Origin of the sequence: Erwinia sp. LJJL01 (genome assembly GCF_047300805.2) — a bacterium.
Classification (GTDB): domain Bacteria; phylum Pseudomonadota; class Gammaproteobacteria; order Enterobacterales; family Enterobacteriaceae; genus Erwinia; species Erwinia aphidicola.
Window position 1 is genome coordinate 3,554,534 of record NZ_CP178576.1, and the last position, 24,475, is coordinate 3,579,008.

Genomic DNA, 24,475 nt, shown 5'->3' on the forward strand with positions numbered 1-24,475 from the left:
TAAAGCACAAACGGGGCCGAAGCCCCGTTTTGATGCTCTGATAACCGCGACCGCAGCCGCAGTTAAATGGCAATTAGAACTGGTACTGCAGGCCAACACCAACAACGTCGTCGGTCGCTACGCCCTGAGAACGGGTGTAATCGTTGTCATCCAGCAGGTTGATTTTGTAGTCAACATAGGTAGACATGTTTTTATTGAAGTAGTAGTAGGTACCCACTTCGATATATTTAACCAGGTCTGCATCGCCACCGTTGAAGGTACCGACTGCATCCAGCTGCTTGCCTTTAGACTGCAGGTAAGCGATGGATGGGCGCAGGCCGAAGTCGAACTGGTACTGTGCAACCACTTCGAAGTTCTGAGTTTTGTTAGCAGTCTGACGCGCGGTGTCGCCGTATGCAGTGGTGTTACGTGCTTCACCGTAGAATGCTGCCAGGTAAACGTTGTTAGCATCGTACTTCAGGCCGGTGCCCCACTGATCAGCTTTGTCACCTTTACCGTCAGCTGCCTGCAGGTTAGTACGGTCAGAAGAGGCATATGCGCCTACTACGCTCACGCCCATACCGGTGTCGTAAGCAACAGATGAGCCCCAGCCGTCGCCGTTGTCGTGCAGTACGTCACGGCCTTCGTTTTTGCCCTGGTACTGTACAGCGAAGCTCAGGCCTTCAACCAGACCGAAGAAGTTGCTGTTACGGTAGGTAGCCAGACCGTTTGAACGACCAACCATGAAGTTGTCGTTTTCCTGGTACATGGTGTCATCGCCGAAGATTGGCAGCTGGTCGGTGTAAGACATTGCGTCGTAGATCACGCCGTAGTTACGACCGTAGTCGAATGAGCCTGCATCACCGAATTTCAGACCGGCGAAGCCCAGACGAGTTTTAGAACCTGTAGTACCCTGAGATTCAGCAACGTTCGCCTGAACGTTGTATTCCCACTGGCCGTAGCCGGTGATTTGATCGTTGATCTGGGTTTCACCTTTGAAACCAAAACGAACATAAGTCTGGTCGCCGTCAGAACCAGCGTCGTCAGAGAAGTTGTGGCGCGCATCAACTTTACCGTACAGGTCCAGTTTGTTGCCATCTTTGTTATAGATTTCTGCAGCGTTCGCGGCACCAGCAGCCAACAGAGCTGGGATCACTACTGCAAGAATGTTGCGCTTCATCATTTTTTATTACCCTCATTGGAGTTATTTGGACACCTGCCACTGCCGTCAATAATTCTTTACAGAACTACGATGAGAGTTTGGTGTCTTCCTGTGTCTGCACGCATCTTTCCATTCGCAGCCTGGTTAATCTAGCGCGAAAATGCTACCAATCTCCTATTCTGGTTACAATAGGAAAATATGTATGACAAAATGTAAAAAATACGGAACTTTGTGAGGGAACTCTAAATTTACAAAAATAAAAAAAGGCCAGCGAGGCTGGCCTTAGTATATATATGAATTTCTTATATTTAATGCAGAAATCAGAAGGTGGCGTTGCGCGGAGTACGCGGGAAGGCGATAACATCTCTTACATTTTGTACGCCGGTGACATAGGCGATTAATCGTTCGAAACCTAAACCGAAACCTGAATGTGGCACGGTGCCGTAGCGACGCAGATCGCGATACCACCAGTAATCTTCTTTATTCAGACCCATCTCGGCGAGGCGAGCATCCAGCACGTCCAGACGCTCTTCACGCTGTGAACCGCCGATGATTTCACCGATGCCCGGAGCCAGAACATCCATCGCAGCCACGGTTTTGCCGTCGTCGTTGAGACGCATATAGAAAGCTTTGATGTCTTTCGGGTAGTTCTTCACCACTACCGGCGCCTTAAAGTGTTTCTCGGCCAGATAGCGTTCATGTTCGGAAGAGAGGTCAATACCCCAGGAAACGGCATTTTCGAAGGTCTGGCCAGATGCCAGCAGGATCTCGACGGCCTCGGTGTAATCTACCTGCGCAAAATCGGTAGTCACAAATTTCTCCAGGCGCGAAATCGCTTCTTTGTCTACACGCTCAGCGAAGAAGGCCATATCGTCGGCGCGTTCTTCCAGTACCGCTTTGAAGACATACTTGAGCATCGCTTCCGCCAGCGCGGCGTTATCTTCCAGATCGGCAAACGCCACTTCCGGTTCCAGCATCCAGAATTCCGCCAGGTGGCGGCTGGTGTTGGAGTTTTCCGCACGGAAGGTTGGACCGAAGGTGTAGATCTTAGAAATCGCACTGGCATAGGTTTCGCCGTTCAGCTGGCCGGAAACGGTCAGGAACGCTTCTTTACCAAAGAAGTCTTCGTCGTAATTGACTTTGCCTTCCGGCGTGCGCGGCAGGTTTTCCATATCCAGCGTCGAAACGCGGAACATTTCACCGGCACCTTCCGTATCGGAAGCGGTAATCAGCGGGGTAGAGACCCAGAAGAAACCCTGCTCGTCGAAGAAGCGGTGTAATGCCTGGGCCAGCGTATGACGCACGCGGGCGACGGCACCAATCAGGTTGGTACGCGGGCGCAGGTGTGCAACCTCACGCAGATATTCAATGCTGTGGCGTTTTGCCGCCATCGGGTAGGTATCAGGGTCATCAACCCAGCCAACCACTTCGACCGCCGTGGCCTGAATTTCAAAACTCTGGCCTTCACCCGGGGATTCCACCACTTTGCCGGTAATCACAACCGAGCAGCCGGTGGTCAGGCGCAATACTTCATCCTGATAATTATTCAGAGAATTATTGACCACAGCCTGAACGGGATTAAAGCAGGAACCGTCGTAAACGGCGATAAAGGAAATACCGGCTTTTGAATCTCTTCGTGTACGCACCCAGCCACGTACGGTGACTTCGCTGTCAACCGCGACCCGGCCGTGCAGTACATCCGCTACAGGCACAACGCTCATATAAGTCTCTCACTATTAATCTGAATAACCCCGAAATTAGGGTCTTGCTATGTTACTTGCCAGACGAGGAGAAACAAGAGAAATTCCCGGAAGCGGGAGAGATTTATTAACAGGATGGGGCTATCAGGGGCCAGCACGGGTCTGGCCCCTGGAAACTGTTAGCTGGCTTTCTTGACCAGCGGAAGATCGAAAGCTTTGCGCAGGGCGCGGACAAAGGCTTTATCCTGACAGATAGTTTTACCCGGGCTGTCGGAAAGTTTAGCGACCGGCTTACCGTTGCACTCCACCAGCTTGATGACAATATTAAGCGGTTTTACCTCGGGAATATCGCAGGTCAGGCGCGTACCGATGCCGAAAATGACATTTATACGCTGACCAAACTGGCGATATAACGCCACGGCTTTATCCAGGTCAAGATTATCGGAGAACACCAGCGTTTTGCTCTGCGGGTCTAATTCCAGCTGCTGATAGTGGGCAATGGCTTTCTCGCCCCATTCAAACGGGTCTCCAGAATCATGGCGCAGCCCCTGGTAAGCGGTGGCAAACCCACGACCGAAGTCGCGCAGGAAAGCATCCATAGTGATGCAGTCGGTCAGCGCAATGCCCAGCTGGTCCGGATACTCCTCCAGCCAGGCCTGCAGTGCAGCGCGCTGGCTGTTAGCCAGCACTGGGCTGATCTGCTGATGCGCCTGGAACCATTCGTGCGCCTGAGTGCCGACCGGGGCAATACCCAGCTGACGCGCAACTTCATAGTTACTCGACCCGACCAGCCACGGAAAATCCTGCTTGAGCGTGCTGACAATCGCCAGCTGCACATCGTGAGAGAAGCGGCGGCGGGTGCCGAAGTCCATCAGACGGAAGCGCGACATATCGAGATCCGCCGTCAGGTCGGCAAACTGCACCAGCTTGCTCTTCAGCTTGTCGACCGCCATCTGTGGCGTCACCAGAGGTGAGCGGTGACGATGCACCACTTCACTGATCAGCGCCAGCAGCGGCACTTCCCACATGATGACTTCACGCCACGGCCCGCTGATACGGATATCCAGCTTGCCGTGATGGTTGCGCACGCTCACCTGGCGCGGATCGTAGCGGAAGGTGCGCAGCCAGCTCAGGTAGTCCGCCTTGAAGAAGGGCAGGCCAGAGAGATACGCAAACTCGTCGTCGCTCAGTACCAGCGAAGCCATCGACGCGATTTGCTCGTTAATCTCATCAGCATAGATGCCGAGCATGTCGTCACCACGGCAACGAAACTCGGCGGCGACGGTGACATCGTAATAGCGATGAAACACAGCCTGCTGCATGTGGAGTTTATAAGCATCGGTATCTAAAAGCGTGGTCAAAATCGGGGAAGCGTGTCGTGTCATGGTGCGTTTCAGCATCCTCTGGCGAAGAGCGTTATCCCTGGTTCAAATAAAAGAAAAGTCGCAGGAGTATAACCCGAATACTCATTTAGTGAAGCCGATCACAGCACAATTCGGCTAGTCGGGATGAGGAAGAGCGCGGCGTTTGTTAATGAGATGTACCATTTTCAGGCAATGGCGCCAATTGTCGTCGATTCTACGTGGCAACCAGGGCATAACAGGAATAGACTTGAAAAGGTTAACTAATTACGACGTGAGAAGGACTTATGACGCAACTGCCGCAAGCCAAAAATCGCCATGATTATCGTGCCCCGGATTACACCATTACCGATATCGATCTGACTTTTAACCTTGATGCCAGCACCACGCAGGTCACCGCTATCAGCCAGATTAAACGTCTGGGTGCCAGCACGGCGGAGCTGCGTCTTGACGGCGGTGAAGACCTGAAGCTGGTGTCGCTGCATGTCGACGAGCAGCCGTGGCAGCACTACCGTCTGGAAGAGGGCGCGCTGGTGTTAACCCAGCTGCCTGATGCTTTCACTCTGAAAATCGTCAATGAGACCCACCCGGATAAAAACACCGCGCTGGAAGGGCTGTACAAGTCCGGCGAAGCGCTGTGTACCCAGTGTGAAGCCGAAGGCTTCCGCCACATCACCTGGTATCTGGACCGCCCGGACGTGCTGGCGCGCTTTACCACCACGATTATTGCCGATCAGGCGCTCTACCCTTATCTGCTCTCCAACGGCAACCGCGTGGACGGTGGTCAGATGGGAGATGGCCGTCACTGGATGAAGTGGCACGACCCGTTCCCGAAACCCTGCTATCTGTTTGCGGTTGTGGCGGGTGATTTTGACGTGCTGCGCGACAGCTTCAAAACCCGTTCCGGCCGCGATGTGGCGCTGGAGATCTTCGTCGATCGCGGCAATCTCGACCGCGCTGACTGGGCGATGACCTCGCTGAAAAACAGCATGAAGTGGGATGAAGAGCGCTTCGGACTGGAGTACGACCTCGACATCTTTATGATCGTTGCCGTCGACTTCTTTAATATGGGCGCGATGGAGAACAAAGGCCTGAACGTCTTTAACTCCAAATACGTGCTGGCTAAGGCTGAAACCGCGACCGACAAAGATTACCTCGGCATTGAGGCGGTGATCGGCCATGAATACTTCCATAACTGGACCGGCAACCGCGTCACCTGCCGTGACTGGTTCCAGCTCAGCCTGAAAGAGGGGCTGACGGTGTTCCGCGATCAGGAGTTCAGCTCTGACCTGGGTTCGCGCGCGGTTAACCGCATTGATAATGTGCGCGTGATGCGCGGTTCACAGTTTGCCGAAGATGCCAGCCCGATGGCGCACCCGATCCGCCCGGAACAGGTGATCGAGATGAACAACTTCTACACTCTGACAGTGTATGAGAAGGGTTCAGAAGTTATCCGCATGATGCATACCTTGCTGGGCGAGGAAAACTTCCAGAAAGGTATTCAGCTCTACTTTGAACGCCATGATGGCAGCGCCGCCACCTGTGATGACTTCGTGCAGGCGATGGAGGATGCCTCCAACGTTGATCTCTCGCAGTTCCGCCGCTGGTACAGTCAGTCCGGTACGCCGGTGCTGTCGATTCGTGACGACTACAACCCGGAGCTGGAACAGTACAGCCTGCACGTCACTCAGATGACCCCGCCGACCGCTGACCAGAAAGAGAAGCTGCCGCTGCATATTCCGCTGGATATCGAACTGTACGATGGTGAAGGCAAGGTGATCCCGCTACAGCACAATGGCCACCCGGTCCATCATGTGCTGAACGTCACCGAATCGTTCCAGACCTTTGTGTTTGATAACGTCCATTTCCAGCCGGTGCCGTCACTGCTGCGTGAATTCTCAGCGCCGGTAAAACTCGATTACAACTGGAGCGATGCGCAGCTGACCTTCCTGATGCGCCATGCACGTAATGACTTTGCCCGTTGGGATGCGGCGCAGAGCCTGATGGCTAACCACATCAAAATCAACGTTGCCCGCCAGCAGCAGGGACAGCCGCTGTCACTGCCGCTGCACGTGGCGGATGCCTTCCGTGCCGTGCTGCTGGAGGAGAATACCGATCCTGCCCTGATGGCGTTAATCCTGACGTTGCCATCAGAAAATGAGATTGCCGAGCTGTTTGAGGTGATCGACCCGGCCGCCAATGCGGTCGTACGTGAATCGCTGGTGCGCACGCTGGCAACCGAGCTGGCCGATGAGCTGCTGGCGGTCTACTACGCCAACCAGACGGCGGAATATCGCGTTGAGCACGCAGATATGGGCAAGCGCGCGCTGAAAAATGTCTGCCTGAGCTACCTGGCGTTTGGTGATGCGCAGCTGGCCAATAAGCTGGTGAAAGCCCAGTTCGAAAAAGCCAATAATATGACCGACAGCGTGGCCGCGATGGCTGCGGCCGTGAGTGCGCAGCTGCCGTGCCGTGCGGATCTGCTGGCGGCCTTTGACGAGCGCTGGCATCAGGATGGCCTGGTGATGGACAAATGGTTTGCGCTGCAGGCTACCAGCCCGGCGGCCGATGTGCTGACGCAGGTACGTGCGCTGCTGAACCACCGTTCGTTCACCCTCAGCAACCCGAACCGTATTCGCTCACTGGTCGGGGCATTTGCCCAGCTTAACCCGTCCGCTTTCCATGCCATTGACGGCAGCGGCTATCAGTTCCTGGTGGAGATCCTCACCGATCTTAATACCCGCAACCCGCAGGTTGCGGCACGCATGATCGAACCGTTGATCCGCCTGAAGCGTTACGACAGCACCCGCCAGCAGCTGATGCGCAACGCGCTGGAGCAGTTAAAAGGGCTGGATAAACTCTCCGGCGATCTGTTCGAGAAGATCACCAAGGCGCTCAACGCCTGAACTTAAGTTTCATCCTCAGCGAAAACCAAACCGGGCAGTTGCCCGGTTTTTTTTACTATTTTCTGGATGTTATTGCCTCAAATGCAACATTTGCCAACGGTAGCAAAGAGCAACATAATCGTAACATGCTGACGAATGTTGCTTGCGCACTCAACAACGAGGATGACAGATGAAAATTGGATTGGTCGGATATGCTACGGGCGGCCAGTACTTCCATGCCCCCTATATTTGCGCCGCGCAGGGAGTTGAGCTGGCGGGCATTGTGGCGCGCGCACCGGCAACTGTCGCGCGCGTCAAAGCGGACTTCCCCGAGGTGCCGGTTTACCCCAGCCTGACGGCGATGCTCGCCGCCGGAGTCGACATTGTCACCATTACCACCCCGCCTGAAACCCGTCGTGAACTGGTTCTGCAAGCTATCGACGCGGGGGTGGCGGTGATTGCCGATAAGCCCTTTGCACCTGATGCGCAAACCGGGCGTGAACTGGCCGCCGCCGCGCAAGCAAAAGGCGTGGTGCTGGGCATCTACCACAACCGTCGCTTCGATGCGGATATCGTGACCCTGCGCAAGGTGATGGAGCAGCAGCGCGTCGGCAAGCCGTGGCGGCTGCACAACCGTATGGATCTTGATGACCCGTTAACGCTGGACGGCGGTGAAATGGGCGGCCTGCTGCGCGACATGGGGAGCCACCTGGTCGATCAGGCGGTGTGGCTGCTCGGGCCGGTGAAGTCGGTATTCGCCCAGACCGACATCATCCAGCGCCCGGAGGGGCCAACGGATGCCAGCTTTGTGATTACCCTGATGCACACCAGCGGCGTGCATTCCCACATCTCCTCCAGCAAGCTGAACCACCTCGCCAGCCGCGAACTGCGGTTATATGGTGACAAGGGCAGCTATCTGGCGAACAGTTCTGACGTGCAGGCAACGGCAATTTTCGCCGGCAAGAAACCAGCAGACGACCTGGCCGGCTGGGGCTATGAGCCTGAAGCACTGTGGGGGACATTGCGCACCGATAAAGGTGAGGAGCGGGTACCGTCAGAGCAGGGGCGCTATCACGCTTACTACGAAGCTTTTGCCGCCGCAGTGCGCGATGGCACCGAGCCGCCGGTGACCAGTGAACAGGCGATCCGCACCCTGGAAGTGCTGGATGCGGCGCTGTTAAGCGCGAAGGAAGGCAGGCTGGTAACGCTGACCGAGCCCTGAACAAAAACGGGTTCTCAAGATGAGAACCCGTTTTCACTCTGCCAGCGCGTTATCAGCGCTGGGCATACTGCTTTTCGGCTTCCGCCAGCGGCTTGCGCTTCATCACCCGGTCCAGCACTTCCGCTTCCAGCTCTGCCAGCCTGACCGAACCTTTACGGCGCGGGCGCGGCAGGTCAACCAGCAGGTCCAGCCCGATATTGCCTTCTTCAATCAGCAGCACGCGGTCGGCCATCGCTACCGCTTCACTGACGTCATGCGTCACCAGCAGCACGGTAAAGTGATGCTGCTGCCACAGTGACTCAATCAGATCCTGCATTTCAATACGGGTTAAGGCATCCAGCGCGCCGAGAGGTTCATCCAGCAGCAGCAGGCCGGGGCGGTGGATCAGCGCACGCGCCAGCGCCACGCGCTGTTTCTGGCCGCCGGATAACGCCGCAGGCCACTCTTTCGCCCGGTCAGCCAGGCCAACCGCATCCAGTGCGGCCAGCGCCTGCTCCTTCCAGGCTTTGCCTTTCAAACCCAGGCCAACGTTATCAATCACGCTTTTCCACGGCAGCAGGCGGTCATCCTGGAACATCAGGCGGATATCTTCGCGCGCTTCATTAAGCGGTGCGCTGCCCGCCAGCAGTTCGCCGCTGCTGCTTTTTTCCAGCCCGGCCAGCAGCCGCAGCAGGGTGCTTTTGCCGCAGCCGCTGCGGCCCACCACCGCCACAAACTGGCCGGACGGGATGTGCAGGTCGATATTATTCAGCACCGTACGATTGTTGTACTGCTTGCTGACGCCGTTGATCACCAGCGGCGTACCGGCATTGAGACGCGCCGGAGACGGCGTTAACTCGCTCATGCGTTTTCCTCTTTCAGTTGATACGCCGGGTGCCAGCGCAGCCAGATACGTTCCAGCAGCTGCGCGCTGACGTCCGCCAGTTTACCCAACAGGGCGTAAAGAATAATCGCTACCACCACCACATCCGTTTGCAGGAACTCGCGAGCGTTCATCGCCAGGTAGCCAATGCCAGAGTTGGCCGAAATGGTTTCTGCCACGATCAGCGTCAGCCACATCAGACCCAGCGCAAAGCGCACGCCGACCATAATGGAGGGCAGGGCACCGGGCAGCACCACCTGAATAAACAGGCTCCAGCCGGAAAGGCCGTAGCTGCGCGCCATTTCCACCAGCCCGCGGTCAATATTACGAATGCCGTGATAGGTGTTGAGGTAGATGGGAAACAGAGTCCCTAATGCCACCAGGAAGATTTTGGCGGACTCATCAATGCCGAACCACAAAATCACCAGTGGGATCAGCGCCAGGTGCGGCACGTTTCGCAGCATCTGCACCGAGGTATCCAGCAGGCGCTCACCCAGCTTCGACATGCCGGTGATCAATCCCAGCACCAGGCCGATTGAGCCGCCGATGCTGAAGCCAATCGCCGCACGCCAGCTGCTTATCGCCAGATGCTGCCACAGCTCACCGCTGGCGGATAAATTCCAGAAAGTGACCACGATCGATTCCGGCGACGGCAGGATACGCGTCGACAGCCAGCCGACCGTCGATGCAATCTGCCACACCACCACCAGCAGGATCGGCAGCGCCCAAGGCAGCAGGCCATTGCCAATACGTTTTACCGCTCTACTCATACACCACCTCTAACTCTGTGAGACTTTTTGCGGGGCGAAATCATGGGCAACGGCTTCACCGTGCGCCTTAATCACGCGCGGCTGCGGTACCTCTGGCACCTCAAGATCGAGGTGCGGGAACAGCAGTTCGCCAACGCGATACGCTTCTTCCAGATGCGGATAGCCGGAAAGTATAAAGGTTTCAATGCCGAGGTCGGCATACTCCTGCATCCTGGCCGCAACGGTCGGGCCGTCACCGACCAGCGCCGTACCTGCACCGCCGCGCACCAGGCCAACGCCTGCCCACAGGTTGGGGCTGATTTCCAGCCGATCGCGCTTACCGCCGTGCAGGGCCGCCATGCGCTGCTGGCCGACCGAATCCGTTTTCGCCAGCGCCGCCTGGGCTTTGGCAATGGTGGCATCATCCAGATGAGAGATCAGACGGTCCGCTGCCTGCCACGCCTCTTCGTTGCTTTCACGCACAATCACATGCAGACGGATGCCGAAGCGCACTTTGCGCCCCTGCGCCGCAGCTTTGGCGCGCACCTGCTCAATTTTTTCTTTGACCTGCGCAGGGGGTTCACCCCAGGTGAGGTAGACATCAACCTGCTCGGCGGCCAGATCCTGCGCCACCTCTGACGAACCGCCAAACCACAGCGGCGGTCGCGGCTGCTGAACCGGCTTAAACATTAGCCGCGCCCCGCGCACATGTACATGTTTTCCTTCGTAATCGACCGTTTCACCTTCCAGTACCCGGCGCCAGACGCGGGTAAACTCGGCGGACTCTTCATAGCGCTCGCGGTGGTCAAGAAACACGCCGTCGCCCGCCAGCTCTTCGGCATCGCCGCCGGTGACCAGATTAAACAGCGCACGGCCGTTGGAGAGACGATCCAGCGTAGCGGCCTGGCGGGCGGCCTGAGTGGGTGAGATGACGCCAGGGCGCAGCGCCACGAGGAAACGCAGACGCTGCGTCACCGGGATCAGCGAAGCGGCAACCAGCCAGGCATCTTCACAGCTGCGGCCGGTCGGGATCAGCACCCCGCCAAAACCCAGGCGGTCGGCAGCCTGAGCGATCTGCTGCAGATAGGCGTGATCCACCGGGCGCGCACCTTCGTCGGTGCCTAAATATTTCCCATCACCATGAGTGGGAAGAAACCAGAAAACGGAAAGGCTCATTGCGTTGCTCCTCAATCAGTGGGCTGTCGGGCCATGCCAGATGCGGCTGGAAATATCGACTTTAACCGGCATTAAATGGCTGCTGTAAAACAGGTCGGCGGTCGCCTGCTGGGCAGCGGCGGTTTTGTCACTCACCAGACCGATCGCGGTAGGTGGGCGATGGTCAAAATAGGTGGCGATAACCGTCTTTGGCAGGCCCATCGCCGTTGCCAGCAGCGCCACGCTCTGCTCGCGCTGGCTGCGGGTCAGCGCATCGGCCTGGCTAAAGGTGTCGAGCACCTGTTGCAGAAATGCGCCGTTTTTCTCGGTAAACGGACGGGTAGCTAAATAGAACGAACCGGTAAGATTCAGCGTGCTGCCATCTTTCAGCACGCGCACGCCGCCCTGCTGGATCGCTGCTGAATAGTAGGGGTCCCAGATAGCCCAGGCATCAACATCCCCCTGCTGGAACGCAGCACGTGCATCGGCAGGCGTCAGAAAGGCAGGCTGGATATCGTTAAATCCAAGCCCTGCTTCTTTCAGTGCGCGCAGCAGCAAATTGTGTGAGCTGGAACCTTTCTGGAAGGCAACTTTATGCCCCTTCAGGTCGGCAACGGTGTTTAGCGGGCTGTTTTCGCGTACCAGAATCACTTCAGATTTCGGCTTTGGCGGTTCGGAACCGACGTACAGCAGATCCGCCCCGGCAGCCTGGGCAAAAATTGGCGGAATATCACCGGTGCTACCGAGGTCGATGCTGTTGACGTTTAATGCTTCCAGCATCTGCGGCCCGGCAGGGAACTCAACCCACTTTATTTGCGTATGTGGAAAACGCTTTTCCAGCAGCTGGTGGGACTTTGCCAGCACCATACTGACTGACCCTTTCTGATAGCCGATGCGCACCTGTGCAGGGGCATCCTTGCTTTCCGCCGCCAGCGCGCTGGATGAGATCAGCCCGGCGGCGATAACGGTGGCGAGTATCCGTGAAAACAGCGTCATCTTTCTCTCCCTGATTAAACCGCAGCGGCCAGCGGCTGATGGCGTCGGGCCAGCGCATGCCAGAAGGTATCCACCGCTTCGGCAAGGCGCTCCGCCAGCAGCGGCGACAGCTCAGGCTGGCGGTCATAATGGGTAATCTGGGTGTCATCCGCGAACACGCCGTGCAGCACTTCCTGCGCTTTTAGCGCGTTCAGCACCGGTTTCAGCGCGTAGTCGACCGCCAGCAGATGGGCGACGGTACCGCCAGTTGCCAGTGGCAGCACAACTTTATGTTCCAGCGCGCGCTCCGGTAACAGGTCGAGCAGCGTTTTCAGCGCGCCGGAGAATGACGCCTTATACACCGGCGTGGCGACAATAAATCCATCCGCAGACTCCAGGTCTTCCTTTAATGCCAGCAGGGCAGGGGAGTCAAAGCGTGCGTAAAGCAGATCTTCAGGATGGAAATTATGCAGATTCCACGGAATAACCTCGACGCCGCGTTTTTCCAATGCCTGCTGGCAGAGGGTCAGCAGTGCGGTGGAGCGTGAAGGAAAACGGGGACTACCAGCCAGAGTAATAACGCGCATAACCTCTCCTTATAACCAAAAGTTATTGATTAACCAAATTCAAGAACCGATAGGCTCATCCTGACAGAGCGCGCTATGTGGCTTAAATGATTTATCCGGCAAATTTATGCTGTTTTTGACATATAGCGGTGGCAGGGATGAGCACGCGCTAAAATAATCGTCATTTATTTAGCGGCTTTTGCGCCAGGTCATTTCCCTTTACGCCGCTAAACCCGGATAATACGACCCCGATTTTCCATCGGGACCTCAGGAGTGACCATGTATTACCCTTTCGTTCGTAAGGCGCTGTTTCAGCTCGATCCTGAGCGTGCGCATGACCTGACCTTGCAGCAGCTGATCCGCCTTTCCGGCACCCCTTTTACCGGCCTGATCCGCCAGTCTCTTCCCTTTAAGCCCGTTACCTGTATGGGGCTGACATTTAAGAACCCGCTGGGCCTGGCCGCAGGGCTGGATAAGAACGGCGAATGCATTGATGCCTTTGGTGCCATGGGATTTGGCTTCATTGAGATCGGTACGGTAACGCCGCGCCCGCAGCCGGGTAATGACAAGCCGCGTATGTTCCGCGTGGTTGAAGCGGAGGGGATCATTAACCGCATGGGCTTTAATAATCTGGGCGTTGATAACCTGGTGGAAAATGTCAAAAAGGCCCACTTTGACGGCATCCTCGGCATTAATATTGGCAAAAATAAAGACACCCCGGTCGAGCAGGGCAAAGAGGATTATTTAATCTGCATGGATAAAATCTATCCATACGCCGGTTATATCGCCATCAATATTTCCTCCCCTAACACCCCGGGACTGCGATCTTTACAATATGGCGAAGCGCTGGATGATTTGCTGGCGGCGATTAAAACCCGTCAGAATGATCTTCAGCAGATCCACCATAAATATGTTCCCGTGGCGGTAAAGATCGCACCGGATCTTTCTGAAGAGGAATTGATCCAGGTGGCGGAGAGTTTACTGCGTCACAATATTGACGGCGTGATTGCCACCAATACCACGCTCGATCGCGAGCTGGTAAAAGGGCTGAAGCACGCGGATGAAGCTGGGGGCTTAAGCGGCCGTCCGGTACAGTCGCGCAGCACGGAAATTATCCGCCGCCTTGCCAGTGAGCTGCAGGGGCGCATCCCGATTATTGGCGTGGGAGGTATTGATTCACTGGTCTCGGCGCGGGAAAAAATGGCGGCAGGCGCCTCACTGGTGCAAATATATTCCGGCTTTATTTACAAAGGTCCGCCTTTGATAAAGGAAATTGTGAGCAATATCTAAGACATTTCTGCCCATTAATAAGCCTGGGGCTTTATTTTCGCCGCAGGCTCGTTTATATTTTGTTCTGTTCACTGATTATTCAGTTTTTAGCAGAGTGCGCAGGGTGCTTAAAAGCGCGTTCTGATTTCCGGAAGTGTTATTAAACGCCCCGGCCGTATGTTACTAAGTATTAATACAGGAACCATCATGAGGATAAAACCAGACGATAACTGGCGTTGGTTTTTTGACGCAGAACATGACCGGATGATGCTCGATCTGGCTGATGGTATGCTGTTCCGTTCGCGTTTCCCACGCAAGATGTTAACGCCTGATGCCTTTGATGTTTCTGGTTTTTGTGTTGACGATGCCGCGCTGTTTTTCACCTTTGATGAACGCTGCCGCCACTGTGGGCTGAATGCCGATCAGCGCGCTGAGCTGGTGCTAAACGCGCTGGTCGCCACGCGTTTCCTTAAGCCTTTGATGCCGAAAAGCTGGCATTTTGATACTCATCCTCAGGGAAGCTGGCGCCCGGCAGAGGGTGAACTGGTGTGCGTGAAGGTGTCTGAAAGCGGTGAGCAGGGCAGTTTGCTGGTGGTCGAGTCGGGTGACAGTGCCGCACTATGCCTGGTGGCACAGCCGCAGCTGACGGTAGCCGGTCGTGGTATGGTGCTGGGTGATGCGATTAAAATCATGCATGACCGCTTGCTGCCTCAGGTTAACAACGACGATATCAATTTCGCCCGCGCGGTATAACTCCCCGCGCAGGTTAATCTCATCTAACGCAAGACCAGATCGCCGGATGGGATGCAGCTACAGCTCAGCACCGTCCCGTCCTCTTTGCGCTCCGCGCCCTGCTTCATTGCCTGAACTTCTCCACTGACCAGCGTGACCCGGCAGCTGCCGCAGATCCCGGCACGACAGGAATAAGGCACTTTGATCCCCTGCATTTCCAGCTGTTCCAGTAACACCTGCTGATTATTGCCGGTAAAATGCTGACCCTGCCAGCTGATCGCCACCGGCTGCGCAGCCTTGCGGGCAACATCCAGGGTTTCGGTGACGTCACCCGCACCGTAGGCTCGCGGGGTATGCGTGCTTAAAATTTCCACGGCATCGCCCGCGCGCATGACGCCGCTGTTGCGGGCAATCAGGTTGAGGCCAAAATCGATGTCACCGCTACCGTCCAGCGCGCTGCGGAAGGTTTGCAGGGTGGCCAGTGGCTGTCCGGTTGGATGTTTACGCCCGTGCTGTGGGCTGACGGTGGTGAACACGCAGCGGCTGCACGGCTTGGGCACATCAAAGATAATCTCGCCGATTTTTAGCGATGCCCAGCCGTCTTCCGCCCATGCGCTGGCGCCGCTGACCACCAGATTTGGGCGAAACTGCTCCATTCTTACCCCTGCCGGGCAGCGCTGCTGCAGATCGTGCAGCGAGGCTTCATTCACCAGCAAAAAAGGAAAACCATCGGCAAAACCGAGCGGGACCCGCTCAAAGCGTTTCACCCGGCGCGTCATCTCCGGACCGACCCAGCGCAGCTGCACCGGGCGCGGAAAAAAGCCGCTCAGCCACTGATTGATGCTGTCCGGAGCAATTAACGCGGTAAACTGATTGCCCCAGACTTCGGTAGCTTGCGGATCGTTATGGAAATCAGCAAAACGCACGCTGGCGCTGCTGCCATCCGCGGCGCTGAGATGCAGGCCGTCAACGATAAGTGCCGGAGTAAACAGCACCATCTCCGGATACTGGCGGGCAGTAATAAAGGTGCCATCCGTATCGGTGATCATAAAAATACGGTCAAATGCCAGCCCGGAGGCCAGTGCCTGAGCGTGGGAAACCTGCATGCCGCGCATTGATTTAACCGGATGAACAAACAGACGTGACAAACTGATCATGGCGATTCTCCCTCGCGCCGGGCCGACCCTCCCTGCTATTTGCAGGGTTTCTGCCGCAAAAGAAGCTAACTTTATGACATGCCGCCATGATTAGCTATAATGCGCAGCAATTTTCTGATGACGATAAGTGACGCTATGAATTCTCTGTTTGCCAGTACGGCGCGTGGGCTCGAAGAGCTGTTAAAAAGTGAACTGGAAGCCCTGGGAGCGCAAAGCTGCCAGGTAGTCCAGGGCGGCGTACATTACCAGGGCGACGATCGTCTGATGTACCAGAGTCTGATGTGGAGCCGTTCTGGCTTCGCGTATTCTGCTGCCATTAACCGAATGCGGCGTTTACAGCGACCTGGATCTCTACCTCGGCGTGCAGGCCATTGACTGGCCGGCGATGTTCGGCAGCGATAAAACCTTCGCCGTGCACTTCAGCGGCCTGAACGAGGTGATCCGCAACAGCCAGTACGGCGCGCTAAAAGTAAAAGACGCCATCGTCGACAGCTTTACGCGTAAAAATCTGCCGCGCCCGAATGTCGATCGCGAGCAGCCGGACATCCGCGTCAACGTCTGGCTGAATAAAGACACCGCCAGCATTGCGCTGGATCTTAGCGGTGAGGGCCTGCATCAGCGCGGCTATCGCCAGCAGACCGGCCAGGCACCGCTGAAAGAGAGCCTGGCAGCGGCTATCGTGGTGCGTTCCGGCTGGCAGGCGGGTACGGCGATGGTTGACCCGATGTGCGGTTCCGGCACGTTGCTGATTGAAGCGGCGATGATCGCCTGCGATCGTGCGCCGGGATTACAGCGTAAGCACTGGGGCTTTACCGGCTGGAGTCAGTTTAACCAGCCGCTGTGGAGCGATGTGACGCGCGATGCCCACGAGCGCGCGGCCAAAGGCGTGCAGGCCACCACGTCACGCTTTTACGGTTACGACAACGATTCGCGCGTGATCGAACGTGCGCGTGCCAACGCCCGTAACGCCGGGCTTTCGGAGCTGATCGAGTTTACTACCCAGGATGTGCTGAAGCTGACCAATCCGCTGGGACAGGGCAGCACCGGCACCGTGCTGAGTAACCCCCCTTACGGTGAACGGCTGGACAGCGAACCGGCGCTGATTGCCCTGCACGGCCAGCTCGGGCGCCTGATGAAGACGCACTTTGGCGGCTGGAACCTGTCGCTGTTCAGCGCCTCGCCGGAACTGCTGAGCTGCCTGCAGCTGCGTGCCGATCGCCAGTTCAAAGCGAAAAACGGTCCGCTGGACTGCGTGCAGAAAAACTACCAGCTGGCAGAGAACCCGACGGGTGCTGCGGCCGGGCAGCTGGCGGATGATTACGCCAACCGCCTGCGCAAAAACCTCAAGAAGCTCGATAAGTGGGCGCGCCAGGAAGGGATCGAGTGCTACCGCGTTTATGATGCCGATCTGCCAGACTATAATGTCGCTGTCGACCGCTACGGCGACTGGGTGGTGGTGCAGGAGTACGCACCGCCAAAAACCATCGATCCGGGCAAAGCGCGTCAGCGTCTGTTCGATGTGATTTCTGCCACGCTCAGCGTGATGGAACTGCCGGCCAACCGGCTGGTGCTGAAAACCCGCGAGAAGCAGAAAGGGAAAAGCCAGTACCAGAAGCTGGGCGAAAAGGGCGATTTCTTCGAAGTGGGCGAATTTAACGCCAAACTTTGGGTTAATCTGACGGATTATCTCGATACCGGCCTGTTCCTCGATCACCGTATTGCGCGTAAAATGCTGGGCCAGATGAGCAAGGGCAAAGACTTCCTGAACCTCTTCGCCTACACCGGCAGCGCCAGCGTGCACGCCGGTCTGGGCGGCGCACGCAGCACCACGACCATTGATATGTCCCGCACTTATCTGGAGTGGGCGGAGCGCAACATGCGCCTGAACGGGCTTTCCGGCCGTCAGCATCGCCTGATGCAGGCAGACTGCCTGAGCTGGCTGCGCGATGCCGATGAACAGTTCGACCTGATCTTTATCGATCCACCCACGTTCTCCAACTCCAAACGTATGGAAGAGAGCTTCGATGTGCAGCGCGATCACCTCGATCTGATGAAAGATCTGAAGCGTATTCTGCGCAAAGGTGGCACCGTGATGTTCTCGAACAATAAGCGCGGTTTCAAAATGGATCTCGCCGGACTCGAAGCACTGGGTCTGGCTGCAACCGAAATCACTGCGAAAACCCAGTCTCAGGATTTCGCCCGTAACCGTCAAATTCACAACTGCTGGCTGATTACTCACGCCGGTAAGGAATAAGTTTTTATGTCACTAATCAGTATTCATGGCGCTTACCTCTCATTCAGCGACGCGCCGTTGTTGGATAACACTGAACTGCACATCGAAGAAAACGAGCGTGTCTGTCTGGTTGGCCGTAACGGGGCGGGTAAATCGACCCTGATGAAGATCATCAACCGCGAACAGCCGCTGGATGACGGGCGTATTATCTATGAGCAGGACCTGGTGGTGGCGCGCCTGCAGCAGGATCCGCCGCGCAACGTGCAGGGTTCTGTGTATGACTTCGTCGCCGAAGGCGTGGAAGAGCAGGCAGAACATCTGAAGGCCTATCACGCGATCTCGCACAAAGTGATGGAAGATCCGAGCGATAAAAATCTCAATGAGATGGCGCGCCTGCAGGGGATTCTGGATCACCAGAACCTGTGGCAGCTGGAAAGCCGCATTCACGATGTGCTGCAGCAGATCGGTCTGGACGGCGAAGCGCAGCTCTCTTCACTCTCCGGCGGTTGGCTGCGTAAAGCCGCGCTGGGCCGTGCGCTGGTCAGCAATCCGAAAGTGCTGATGCTCGATGAGCCAACCAACCACCTTGATATTGAGACCATTGACTGGCTGGAAGGCTTCCTGAAAACCTTCCAGGGCAGCATTATCTTTATCTCGCACGACCGCTCCTTTATCCGCAATATGGCAACGCGCATTGTCGACCTTGACCGTGGCAAGCTGGTCTCCTGGCCGGGCGACTACGACCTCTACCTCACCAGCAAAGAGGAAGCGCTGCGCGTCGAAGAGATGCAGAACGCCGAATTCGACCGCAAGCTTGCACAGGAAGAGGTGTGGATCCGTCAGGGCATCAAAGCCCGCCGCACGCGCAATGAAGGGCGCGTTCGTGCGCTAAAAGCCCTGCGCCGCGAGCGTTCCGACCGCCGTGAAGTGATGGGCAAAGCCAACATGCAGGTGGAAGAGGCTTCGCGCTCCGGCAAGATTGTCTTTGAGCTGGAAAACGTCAACTATTCCGTTGCCGGCAAACAGCTGGTGCGTGACTTCTCCCGCCAGGTTCAGCGCGGCGATAAAATCGCGCTGATCGGCTCTAACGGCTGCGGTAAAACCACGCTGCTGAAACTGATGCTCGACCAGCTGAAAGCGGACAGCGGCCGCGTTCATATCGGGACTAAGCTGGAAGTCGCCTACTTCGACCAGCACCGCGCCGAGCTGGACCCGGACCGCACGGTGATGGACAACCTCGCCGAAGGTAAGCAGGAAGTGATGGTTAACGGTAAGCCACGCCACGTGCTGGGCTACCTGCAGGAGTTCCTGTTCCATCCAAAACGTGCGATGACCCCGGTGCGTGCGCTGTCCGGCGGTGAGCGTAACCGCCTGCTGCTGGCGCGCCTGTTCCTCAAGCCAAGCAACCTGCTGATCCTCGATGAACCGACCAACGACCTTGATGTGGAAACGCTTGAGCTGCTGGAAGAGCTGGTTGACGGTTATCAGGGCACGGTTCTGCTGGTCAGCCACGATCGTCAGTTCGTCGACAACACCGTGACCGAGTGCTGGATCTTTGAAGGCAACGGCGAAATCGGCGCCTTTGTGGGCGGCTATCACGATGCGCAACTGCAGCGCAAAGCGTTTAAGCAGAATCGCGCCAGCGCCAAACCTGCCAGCGCGCAGCCACGTCAGGAGAGCGCAAAAAGTGAAGCAGCAAAAAGACCTGCCGCTAAGCTGAGCTACAATTTGCAACGAGAGCTGGAACAGCTGCCGAAACAAATGGAAGCGCTGGAAGCCCGTCTCGAGGCGTACCAGGCGCAGGTTGCCGACGGCGACTTCTTCACCCAGCCGCGTGAGGTGACTCAGCCGGTTCTGGACGCGCTGGCTCAGGCGGAGCAGGAGCTGGAAGTGGCGTTCGAGCGCTGGGAATATCTGGAATCGTTACAAAACGGCGGCTGATACGGCCGTTTTTCCCCACCACAGAGGGTGAAGTATGTGTTCGTCGCACCACGCGCATCACTGGATGCTTTGTCCGCAGTGTGACCTGATGACGCAGTTGCCCGCTATCGGGCCGGGCAGCAAGGCAAGCTGCCCACGTTGTCACACCACGCTTCAGTCTAACTGGGATGAGCCGCGCAAGCGGCCCACCGCCTATGCGCTGGCGGCGCTGCTGATGCTGCTGCTGGCAAATTTGTTTCCCTTTATCAATATGCAGGTTGCCGGGCTGAGCAGCGAGATTACGCTACCGCAAATACCCAGCGTGATGGTTTCTGACGACTACAGCAGCCTTGCGACGTTGTTTCTGCTGTTTGTGCAGGGCGTACCTGCCATTTGTATGGTGGTGATCCTGCTGCTGGTCAACCGGGTGCGCATGCCGTCGCCGCTTAAGCAGCTGATGGCACGCGTGCTGTTCCAGTTAAAAACCTGGGGCATGGCGGAGATTTTCCTCGCGGGCGTATTGGTCAGTTTCGTCAAGCTGATGGCCTATGGCGATATTGGCATCGGCACCAGCTTTGTGCCGTGGTGCCTGTTCTGTCTGCTGCAGCTGCGCGCTTTCCAGTGTACCGATCGCCGCACGCTGTGGGCGCGCGTGGCTCCGCTTCCTGCACTGCCAGCTAAGCCGCTGGCGGGCGTCAGCGGCCTGCGTCAGGGGCTGCGCTCCTGCCGCTGCTGCACCGCGGTGCTGAGCAGCGATACGCTGATCTGCCCGCGCTGCGGCAGTAAGGGGCACGCCCGCCGCAAGGACAGCCTGCAGTGGACGCTGGCGCTGCTGTTTACCTCCATCCTGCTCTATATCCCCGCTAATCTGATGCCGATTATGGTGACCGAGGCGCTCGGCAGCAAAATGACCTCAACGATCATGGCCGGGGTGGTGCTGTTGTGGAGTGATGGCTCCTGGCCGATTGCGCTGGTGATTTTTATTGCCAGTATTATGGTGCCTTCGCTGAAGATGATCGCTATCGGCTGGCTGTGCTGGGATGCCAACGGGCGCGGCAGCAACCGGCAGGACAGCGAAAGAATGCACAAGATTTATGAAGTGGTGGAGTTTGTCGGGCGCTGGTCGATGATTGACGTATTTGTTATCGCCGTGCTGTCAGCGCTGGTGCGCATGGGAAGGTTAATGAGTATCTACCCCGCGATTGGCGCACTGCTGTTCGCGCTGGTGGTGATCCTGACGATGTTTGCCGCCTTGACGTTTGATCCCCGTCTCACCTGGGATCGGGTAAGAGAAAAGAGTACTGAGGAGCCTGCAAGTGACGGACAATAATTACAATACCGCCAAGGTGGAGCAGATTAAGCGCTGGTCACCGGTGTGGATCATCCCCATTGTTACCGTGCTGATTGGGGCGTGGATCCTGTTTTATCACTTTAGTCATCAGGGACCGGAGGTGACGCTGATTACCACCAATGCCGAGGGGATTGAGGGCGGTAAAACCACCATCAAAAGCCGCAGCGTTAACGTCGGGATCGTCGAAAGCGCCGTGCTGACTGACGATCTTCACCACGTGGAGATCAAAGCACGCCTTAATTCCGGCATGGAAAAACTGCTGCGCGAAGACAGCGCATTTTGGGTGGTAAAGCCAGCCATTGGCCGTGAAGGCGTAACAGGATTAGGTACGCTGTTGTCCGGAGCCTATATCGAGCTGCAACCCGGTTCAAAAGGGGAAAAAACGGAGCAATATAAGCTGCTGGACGCACCGCCTCTGGCGCCGCTGGATGCCAAAGGCATTCGTATTACGCTCGACAGTGAAAAAGCCGGGCAGCTCAATGCGGGCGATCCGGTGCTGTTCCGTGGCTACCAGGTGGGCACGGTGGAAACCAGCGCCTTTGACGCGGATAAGCGCATGATGACCTATCAGCTGTTTATCTCTGCGCCTTACGATCGTCTGGTGACCAGCAATGTGCGCTTCTGGAAAGACAGTGGCATTGCGGTGGACATGTCGGCTTCCGGCATGCGCGTTGAAATGGGCTCGCTGACCACGCTATTTAGCGGCGGCGTCAGCTTTGACGTCCCGGACGGCTGGGAGCTGGGTAAACCGGCCGAGAATAAGGCGGAATATCGCCTGTTCAACGACCAGCGCAGCATTCAGGATTCCCTGTATACCGCGCACAAAGACTTCCTGCTGTTCTTCAGCGATTCCATCCGCGGTCTGCAGCCGGGGGCGCCTGTTGAGTTCCGCGGCATTCGTCTCGGTACCGTGGCAGAAGTTCCGTTCACCATGCCTGGCATTGCACAGCGTCTGAACAATGATTATCGCATTCCGGTGCTGATCCGCATTGAACCCGATCGCTTCCAGAAACAGCTGGGCAACGATTTCAACTTTGAGCAGCATCTGAAAGATGGCATTGGGCGTGGTCTGCGTGCTTCCCTGAAATCAGCCAACCTGCTGACCGGCTCGCTGTATATCGATCTCGACTTCTACAGCAACGCTAAACCTTATGCCGGACCGAAAAGCTTTGCTGATTATGAGCTGATCCCAACGGTGAGCGGTGGCCTGGCGCAGATCCAGCAGAAGCTGATGGAGTCACTGGATAAGATCAATAATCTGCCGCTGAACCCGATGCTGAATGAAGCGACCGGTACGCTGAAAGAGAGCCAGCGCACGCTGAAAGAGCTGCAGAAAACCCTGGATAATCTGAACAAGATTACCGCCAGCCAGTCTATGCAGGAGCTGCCGGCAGACATGCAGAAAACGCTGCGTGAGCTGAATCGTAGTATGAAAGGCTTCCAGCCGGGTTCCCCAGCCTACAGCAAGATGGTCGGCGATATGCAGCGTCTCGACCAGGTGCTGCGCGAGCTGCAGCCGGTACTGAAAACCTTAAACAGCAAGAGTAATGCACTGGTCTTTGAAGCAAAACCCGGCCAGGACCCACAGCCGAAGAGGGCGAAATAATGATGAAATGGATCCCCGTAGCCCTGGCGCTGGCACTGAGCGCCTGTAGCGGCACGCCGAAAACCGTCTACTACCAGCTGCCCGCAGCGGGCAGTTCCGTGGCGGCCAGCAGTCAGAATGTGTCCCGCCCGGTGTGGGTGGAACATGTTTCGGTGCCCGATTATCTGGCGGGCAACGGTGTGGTATATCAAAGCAACGATGTGCAGTTCGTTATTGCCGCCAACAATCAGTGGGCCAGCCCGCTGGATCAGCAGCTGCAGCAAACGCTGGTCAGTAACCTGAGTGCTGCCCTGCCTGGCGCGCTGGTGTCATCCACGCCGATGGGTGAGCAGCACGATACGCTGAATGTCAGCGTGACGGGTTTCCACGGACGCTATGATGGGCACGTGGTGGTGAGCGGTGCATGGACGCTGGAGCACGACGGCAAACTGACCAGGCAGCCTTTTGCCTTCGACCTCGCGCAGAACGAAGATGGTTACGATGCGTTAGTAAGAACATTAGCTAAAGGATGGCAGCAGGTGGCGGGGCAGGTGGCTAATGCAGTAATTCACCAACCTTAAGCAAAAATTTACTAACCGCCTAAGCCTTTGATTGTTGCAGATTCAGAATTTTGCACAATCAAGGGCTTTTTTATTGTTAATCAAAAGGCTGGAGGCGCTCGGGGCGGCAGATTAACCGAGACAGCACGCGCGGTCTGATTCAAAATGATGACACTGGCGTGAAATTTGCGCGTTGATCTTTATTTAAAGTCGCGGTAGAACTTATGTGTGGTTGCGCAAACTGTGACCACTGTTTTCTTTCCACCAGAATCCATCAGACTAGAATGAGGGAAACGCGGCATGAAGAGACAGAAACGAGATCGCCTTGAACGAGCAGAATCGCGAGGTTACCACGCAGGCATCACAGGACGCTCTAAAGAGATGTGTCCGTATCAGATGCTGGATGCTCGATCTCACTGGTTGGGAGGCTGGCGACAAGCCATGGAGGACAGGACGGTTACCGCGTAACGCCTGTTATCGATAGGGAAAAGACCTCCGCTGCTGCGGAGGTCTTCGTTTTAGAACGCCGTGGTGTCTTTAAACAGGCCCACTTTCAGGTCGGTCGCGGTATAGATTACGTGACCATCAACCAGCACTTCACCATCTGCCACGCCCATCACCAGTTTACGGTTGATGACGCGCTTGAAATGAATACGGTAGGAAACTTTCTTCGCGCTCGGCAGTACCTGGCCGGTGAATTTCACTTCGCCCACGCCCAACGCGCGGCCCTTACCTTCAGCGCCCAACCAGCCGAGATAGAAGCCAACCAGCTGCCACATCGCATCCAGGCCGAGGCAGCCAGGCATTACCGGGTCGCCGATAAAATGACAGCTGAAGAACCACAGGTCCGGATTGATATCCAGTTCAGCTTCAACGAAACCTTTACCGTAGTTACCGCCGTCTTCGCTCATCTTAACGACGCGGTCCATCATCAGCATGTTGCCTGAAGGCAATGGCGGGCCTTCTGCGCCAAACAGTTCACCGCGACCGGAGGCAATCAAATCTTCTTTTGTATAGGAATCGCGTTTATCTACCATATTCTCAATAAGCCT

The 24,475-nt window shown here is 56.6% G+C and carries 21 protein-coding genes; 11 read left to right on the plus strand and 10 right to left on the minus strand.

The window, feature by feature from the left end:
• Positions 1-73 precede the first annotated feature (73 nt).
• From ompC to pncB, 3 genes are all read right to left on the minus strand, one after another.
• Complete coding sequence (gene ompC / locus ACLI4M_RS17590; RefSeq protein WP_301292153.1) at positions 74-1,162, minus strand: porin OmpC; 1,089 nt, start codon at positions 1,160-1,162, stop codon at positions 74-76.
• 299 nt (positions 1,163-1,461) lie between these two features.
• Positions 1,462-2,862, minus strand: a complete 1,401-nt coding sequence (gene asnS, locus ACLI4M_RS17595; RefSeq protein WP_048916513.1) for an asparagine--tRNA ligase — start codon at positions 2,860-2,862, stop codon at positions 1,462-1,464.
• A gap of 158 nt (positions 2,863-3,020) precedes the next feature.
• The gene (gene pncB / locus ACLI4M_RS17600) at positions 3,021-4,226 is read right to left on the minus strand and encodes a nicotinate phosphoribosyltransferase (protein ID WP_048916515.1); all 1,206 of its coding nucleotides are present in this window, start codon (positions 4,224-4,226) and stop codon (positions 3,021-3,023) included.
• A gap of 263 nt (positions 4,227-4,489) precedes the next feature.
• Here pncB and pepN point away from each other — a divergent pair, with 263 nt between their 5' ends.
• Both pepN and ACLI4M_RS17610 read left to right on the plus strand, forming a co-directional pair.
• The gene (gene pepN / locus ACLI4M_RS17605; RefSeq protein WP_133624019.1) at positions 4,490-7,108 is read left to right on the plus strand and encodes an aminopeptidase N; all 2,619 of its coding nucleotides are present in this window, start codon (positions 4,490-4,492) and stop codon (positions 7,106-7,108) included.
• A 169-nt stretch (positions 7,109-7,277) separates the two neighbouring features.
• The gene (locus tag ACLI4M_RS17610) at positions 7,278-8,309 is read left to right on the plus strand and encodes a Gfo/Idh/MocA family protein (protein ID WP_133624018.1); all 1,032 of its coding nucleotides are present in this window, start codon (positions 7,278-7,280) and stop codon (positions 8,307-8,309) included.
• Positions 8,310-8,361: 52 nt separating this feature from the next.
• Here the strand turns inward: ACLI4M_RS17610 and ssuB are convergent, their stop codons facing one another.
• Genes ssuB through ssuE form a run of 5 tightly spaced genes read right to left on the minus strand, consistent with a single transcriptional unit; the run spans position 8,362 to position 12,637 of the window.
• A complete protein-coding gene (gene ssuB / locus ACLI4M_RS17615; RefSeq protein WP_048916510.1) occupies positions 8,362-9,153 on the minus strand; it encodes an aliphatic sulfonates ABC transporter ATP-binding protein in 792 nt (263 codons plus the stop codon).
• Entirely contained in the window at positions 9,150-9,941 is a 792-nt protein-coding gene (ssuC, locus tag ACLI4M_RS17620; protein ID WP_048916509.1) for an aliphatic sulfonate ABC transporter permease SsuC, read from the minus strand. Before ssuC ends, ssuB begins: the two co-directional genes overlap by 4 nt.
• Before the next feature lie 9 nt (positions 9,942-9,950).
• Positions 9,951-11,096, minus strand: coding sequence for an FMNH2-dependent alkanesulfonate monooxygenase (ssuD, locus tag ACLI4M_RS17625; protein ID WP_099754052.1), 1,146 nt, complete (start codon positions 11,094-11,096; stop codon positions 9,951-9,953).
• Between the two features lie 15 nt (positions 11,097-11,111).
• Positions 11,112-12,071, minus strand: coding sequence for a sulfonate ABC transporter substrate-binding protein (locus ACLI4M_RS17630; RefSeq protein WP_133624017.1), 960 nt, complete (start codon positions 12,069-12,071; stop codon positions 11,112-11,114).
• Between the two features lie 14 nt (positions 12,072-12,085).
• Positions 12,086-12,637 carry an NADPH-dependent FMN reductase gene (ssuE, locus tag ACLI4M_RS17635; RefSeq protein WP_048916506.1) on the minus strand — a complete coding sequence of 184 codons (552 nt, stop codon included), beginning with the start codon at positions 12,635-12,637 and terminating at the stop codon, positions 12,086-12,088.
• A 258-nt stretch (positions 12,638-12,895) separates the two neighbouring features.
• Between ssuE and pyrD the strand changes: the two genes are divergently transcribed.
• Entirely contained in the window at positions 12,896-13,906 is a 1,011-nt protein-coding gene (gene pyrD / locus ACLI4M_RS17640; RefSeq protein ID WP_133624016.1) for a quinone-dependent dihydroorotate dehydrogenase, read from the plus strand.
• 186 nt (positions 13,907-14,092) lie between these two features.
• Entirely contained in the window at positions 14,093-14,638 is a 546-nt protein-coding gene (locus ACLI4M_RS17645) for a cell division protein ZapC (RefSeq protein WP_048916504.1), read from the plus strand.
• A 23-nt stretch (positions 14,639-14,661) separates the two neighbouring features.
• Here ACLI4M_RS17645 and ACLI4M_RS17650 read toward each other — a convergent pair whose 3' ends face one another.
• Positions 14,662-15,774 (minus strand): YcbX family protein, encoded by a 1,113-nt coding sequence (locus ACLI4M_RS17650; protein WP_133624015.1) that lies wholly within the window; start codon positions 15,772-15,774, stop codon positions 14,662-14,664.
• 135 nt (positions 15,775-15,909) lie between these two features.
• Between ACLI4M_RS17650 and ACLI4M_RS17655 the strand changes: the two genes are divergently transcribed.
• From ACLI4M_RS17655 to rmf, 7 genes are all read left to right on the plus strand, one after another.
• On the plus strand, positions 15,910-16,149 hold the full coding sequence (locus ACLI4M_RS17655; RefSeq protein ID WP_413449800.1) for a hypothetical protein: 240 nt from the start codon (positions 15,910-15,912) through the stop codon (positions 16,147-16,149).
• Entirely contained in the window at positions 16,118-18,028 is a 1,911-nt protein-coding gene (gene rlmKL / locus ACLI4M_RS17660) for a bifunctional 23S rRNA (guanine(2069)-N(7))-methyltransferase RlmK/23S rRNA (guanine(2445)-N(2))-methyltransferase RlmL (RefSeq protein WP_413449801.1), read from the plus strand. Before ACLI4M_RS17655 ends, rlmKL begins: the two co-directional genes overlap by 32 nt.
• Before the next feature lie 6 nt (positions 18,029-18,034).
• A complete protein-coding gene (locus ACLI4M_RS17665; RefSeq protein ID WP_133624013.1) occupies positions 18,035-19,948 on the plus strand; it encodes an ABC transporter ATP-binding protein in 1,914 nt (637 codons plus the stop codon).
• 34 nt (positions 19,949-19,982) lie between these two features.
• Positions 19,983-21,257, plus strand: coding sequence for a membrane integrity-associated transporter subunit PqiA (pqiA, locus tag ACLI4M_RS17670; RefSeq protein ID WP_048916501.1), 1,275 nt, complete (start codon positions 19,983-19,985; stop codon positions 21,255-21,257).
• Positions 21,244-22,884, plus strand: a complete 1,641-nt coding sequence (gene pqiB / locus ACLI4M_RS17675) for an intermembrane transport protein PqiB (protein ID WP_048916500.1) — start codon at positions 21,244-21,246, stop codon at positions 22,882-22,884. Before pqiA ends, pqiB begins: the two co-directional genes overlap by 14 nt.
• On the plus strand, positions 22,884-23,444 hold the full coding sequence (gene pqiC / locus ACLI4M_RS17680) for a membrane integrity-associated transporter subunit PqiC (protein ID WP_133624012.1): 561 nt from the start codon (positions 22,884-22,886) through the stop codon (positions 23,442-23,444). Before pqiB ends, pqiC begins: the two co-directional genes overlap by 1 nt.
• A gap of 279 nt (positions 23,445-23,723) precedes the next feature.
• Positions 23,724-23,891: a ribosome modulation factor gene (gene rmf / locus ACLI4M_RS17685; RefSeq protein ID WP_099754048.1), complete on the plus strand. Its 168-nt coding sequence runs from the start codon at positions 23,724-23,726 to the stop codon at positions 23,889-23,891.
• Positions 23,892-23,941: 50 nt separating this feature from the next.
• Here the strand turns inward: rmf and fabA are convergent, their stop codons facing one another.
• Entirely contained in the window at positions 23,942-24,460 is a 519-nt protein-coding gene (gene fabA, locus ACLI4M_RS17690) for a bifunctional 3-hydroxydecanoyl-ACP dehydratase/trans-2-decenoyl-ACP isomerase (protein WP_048916498.1), read from the minus strand.
• Positions 24,461-24,475: the final 15 nt, after the last annotated feature.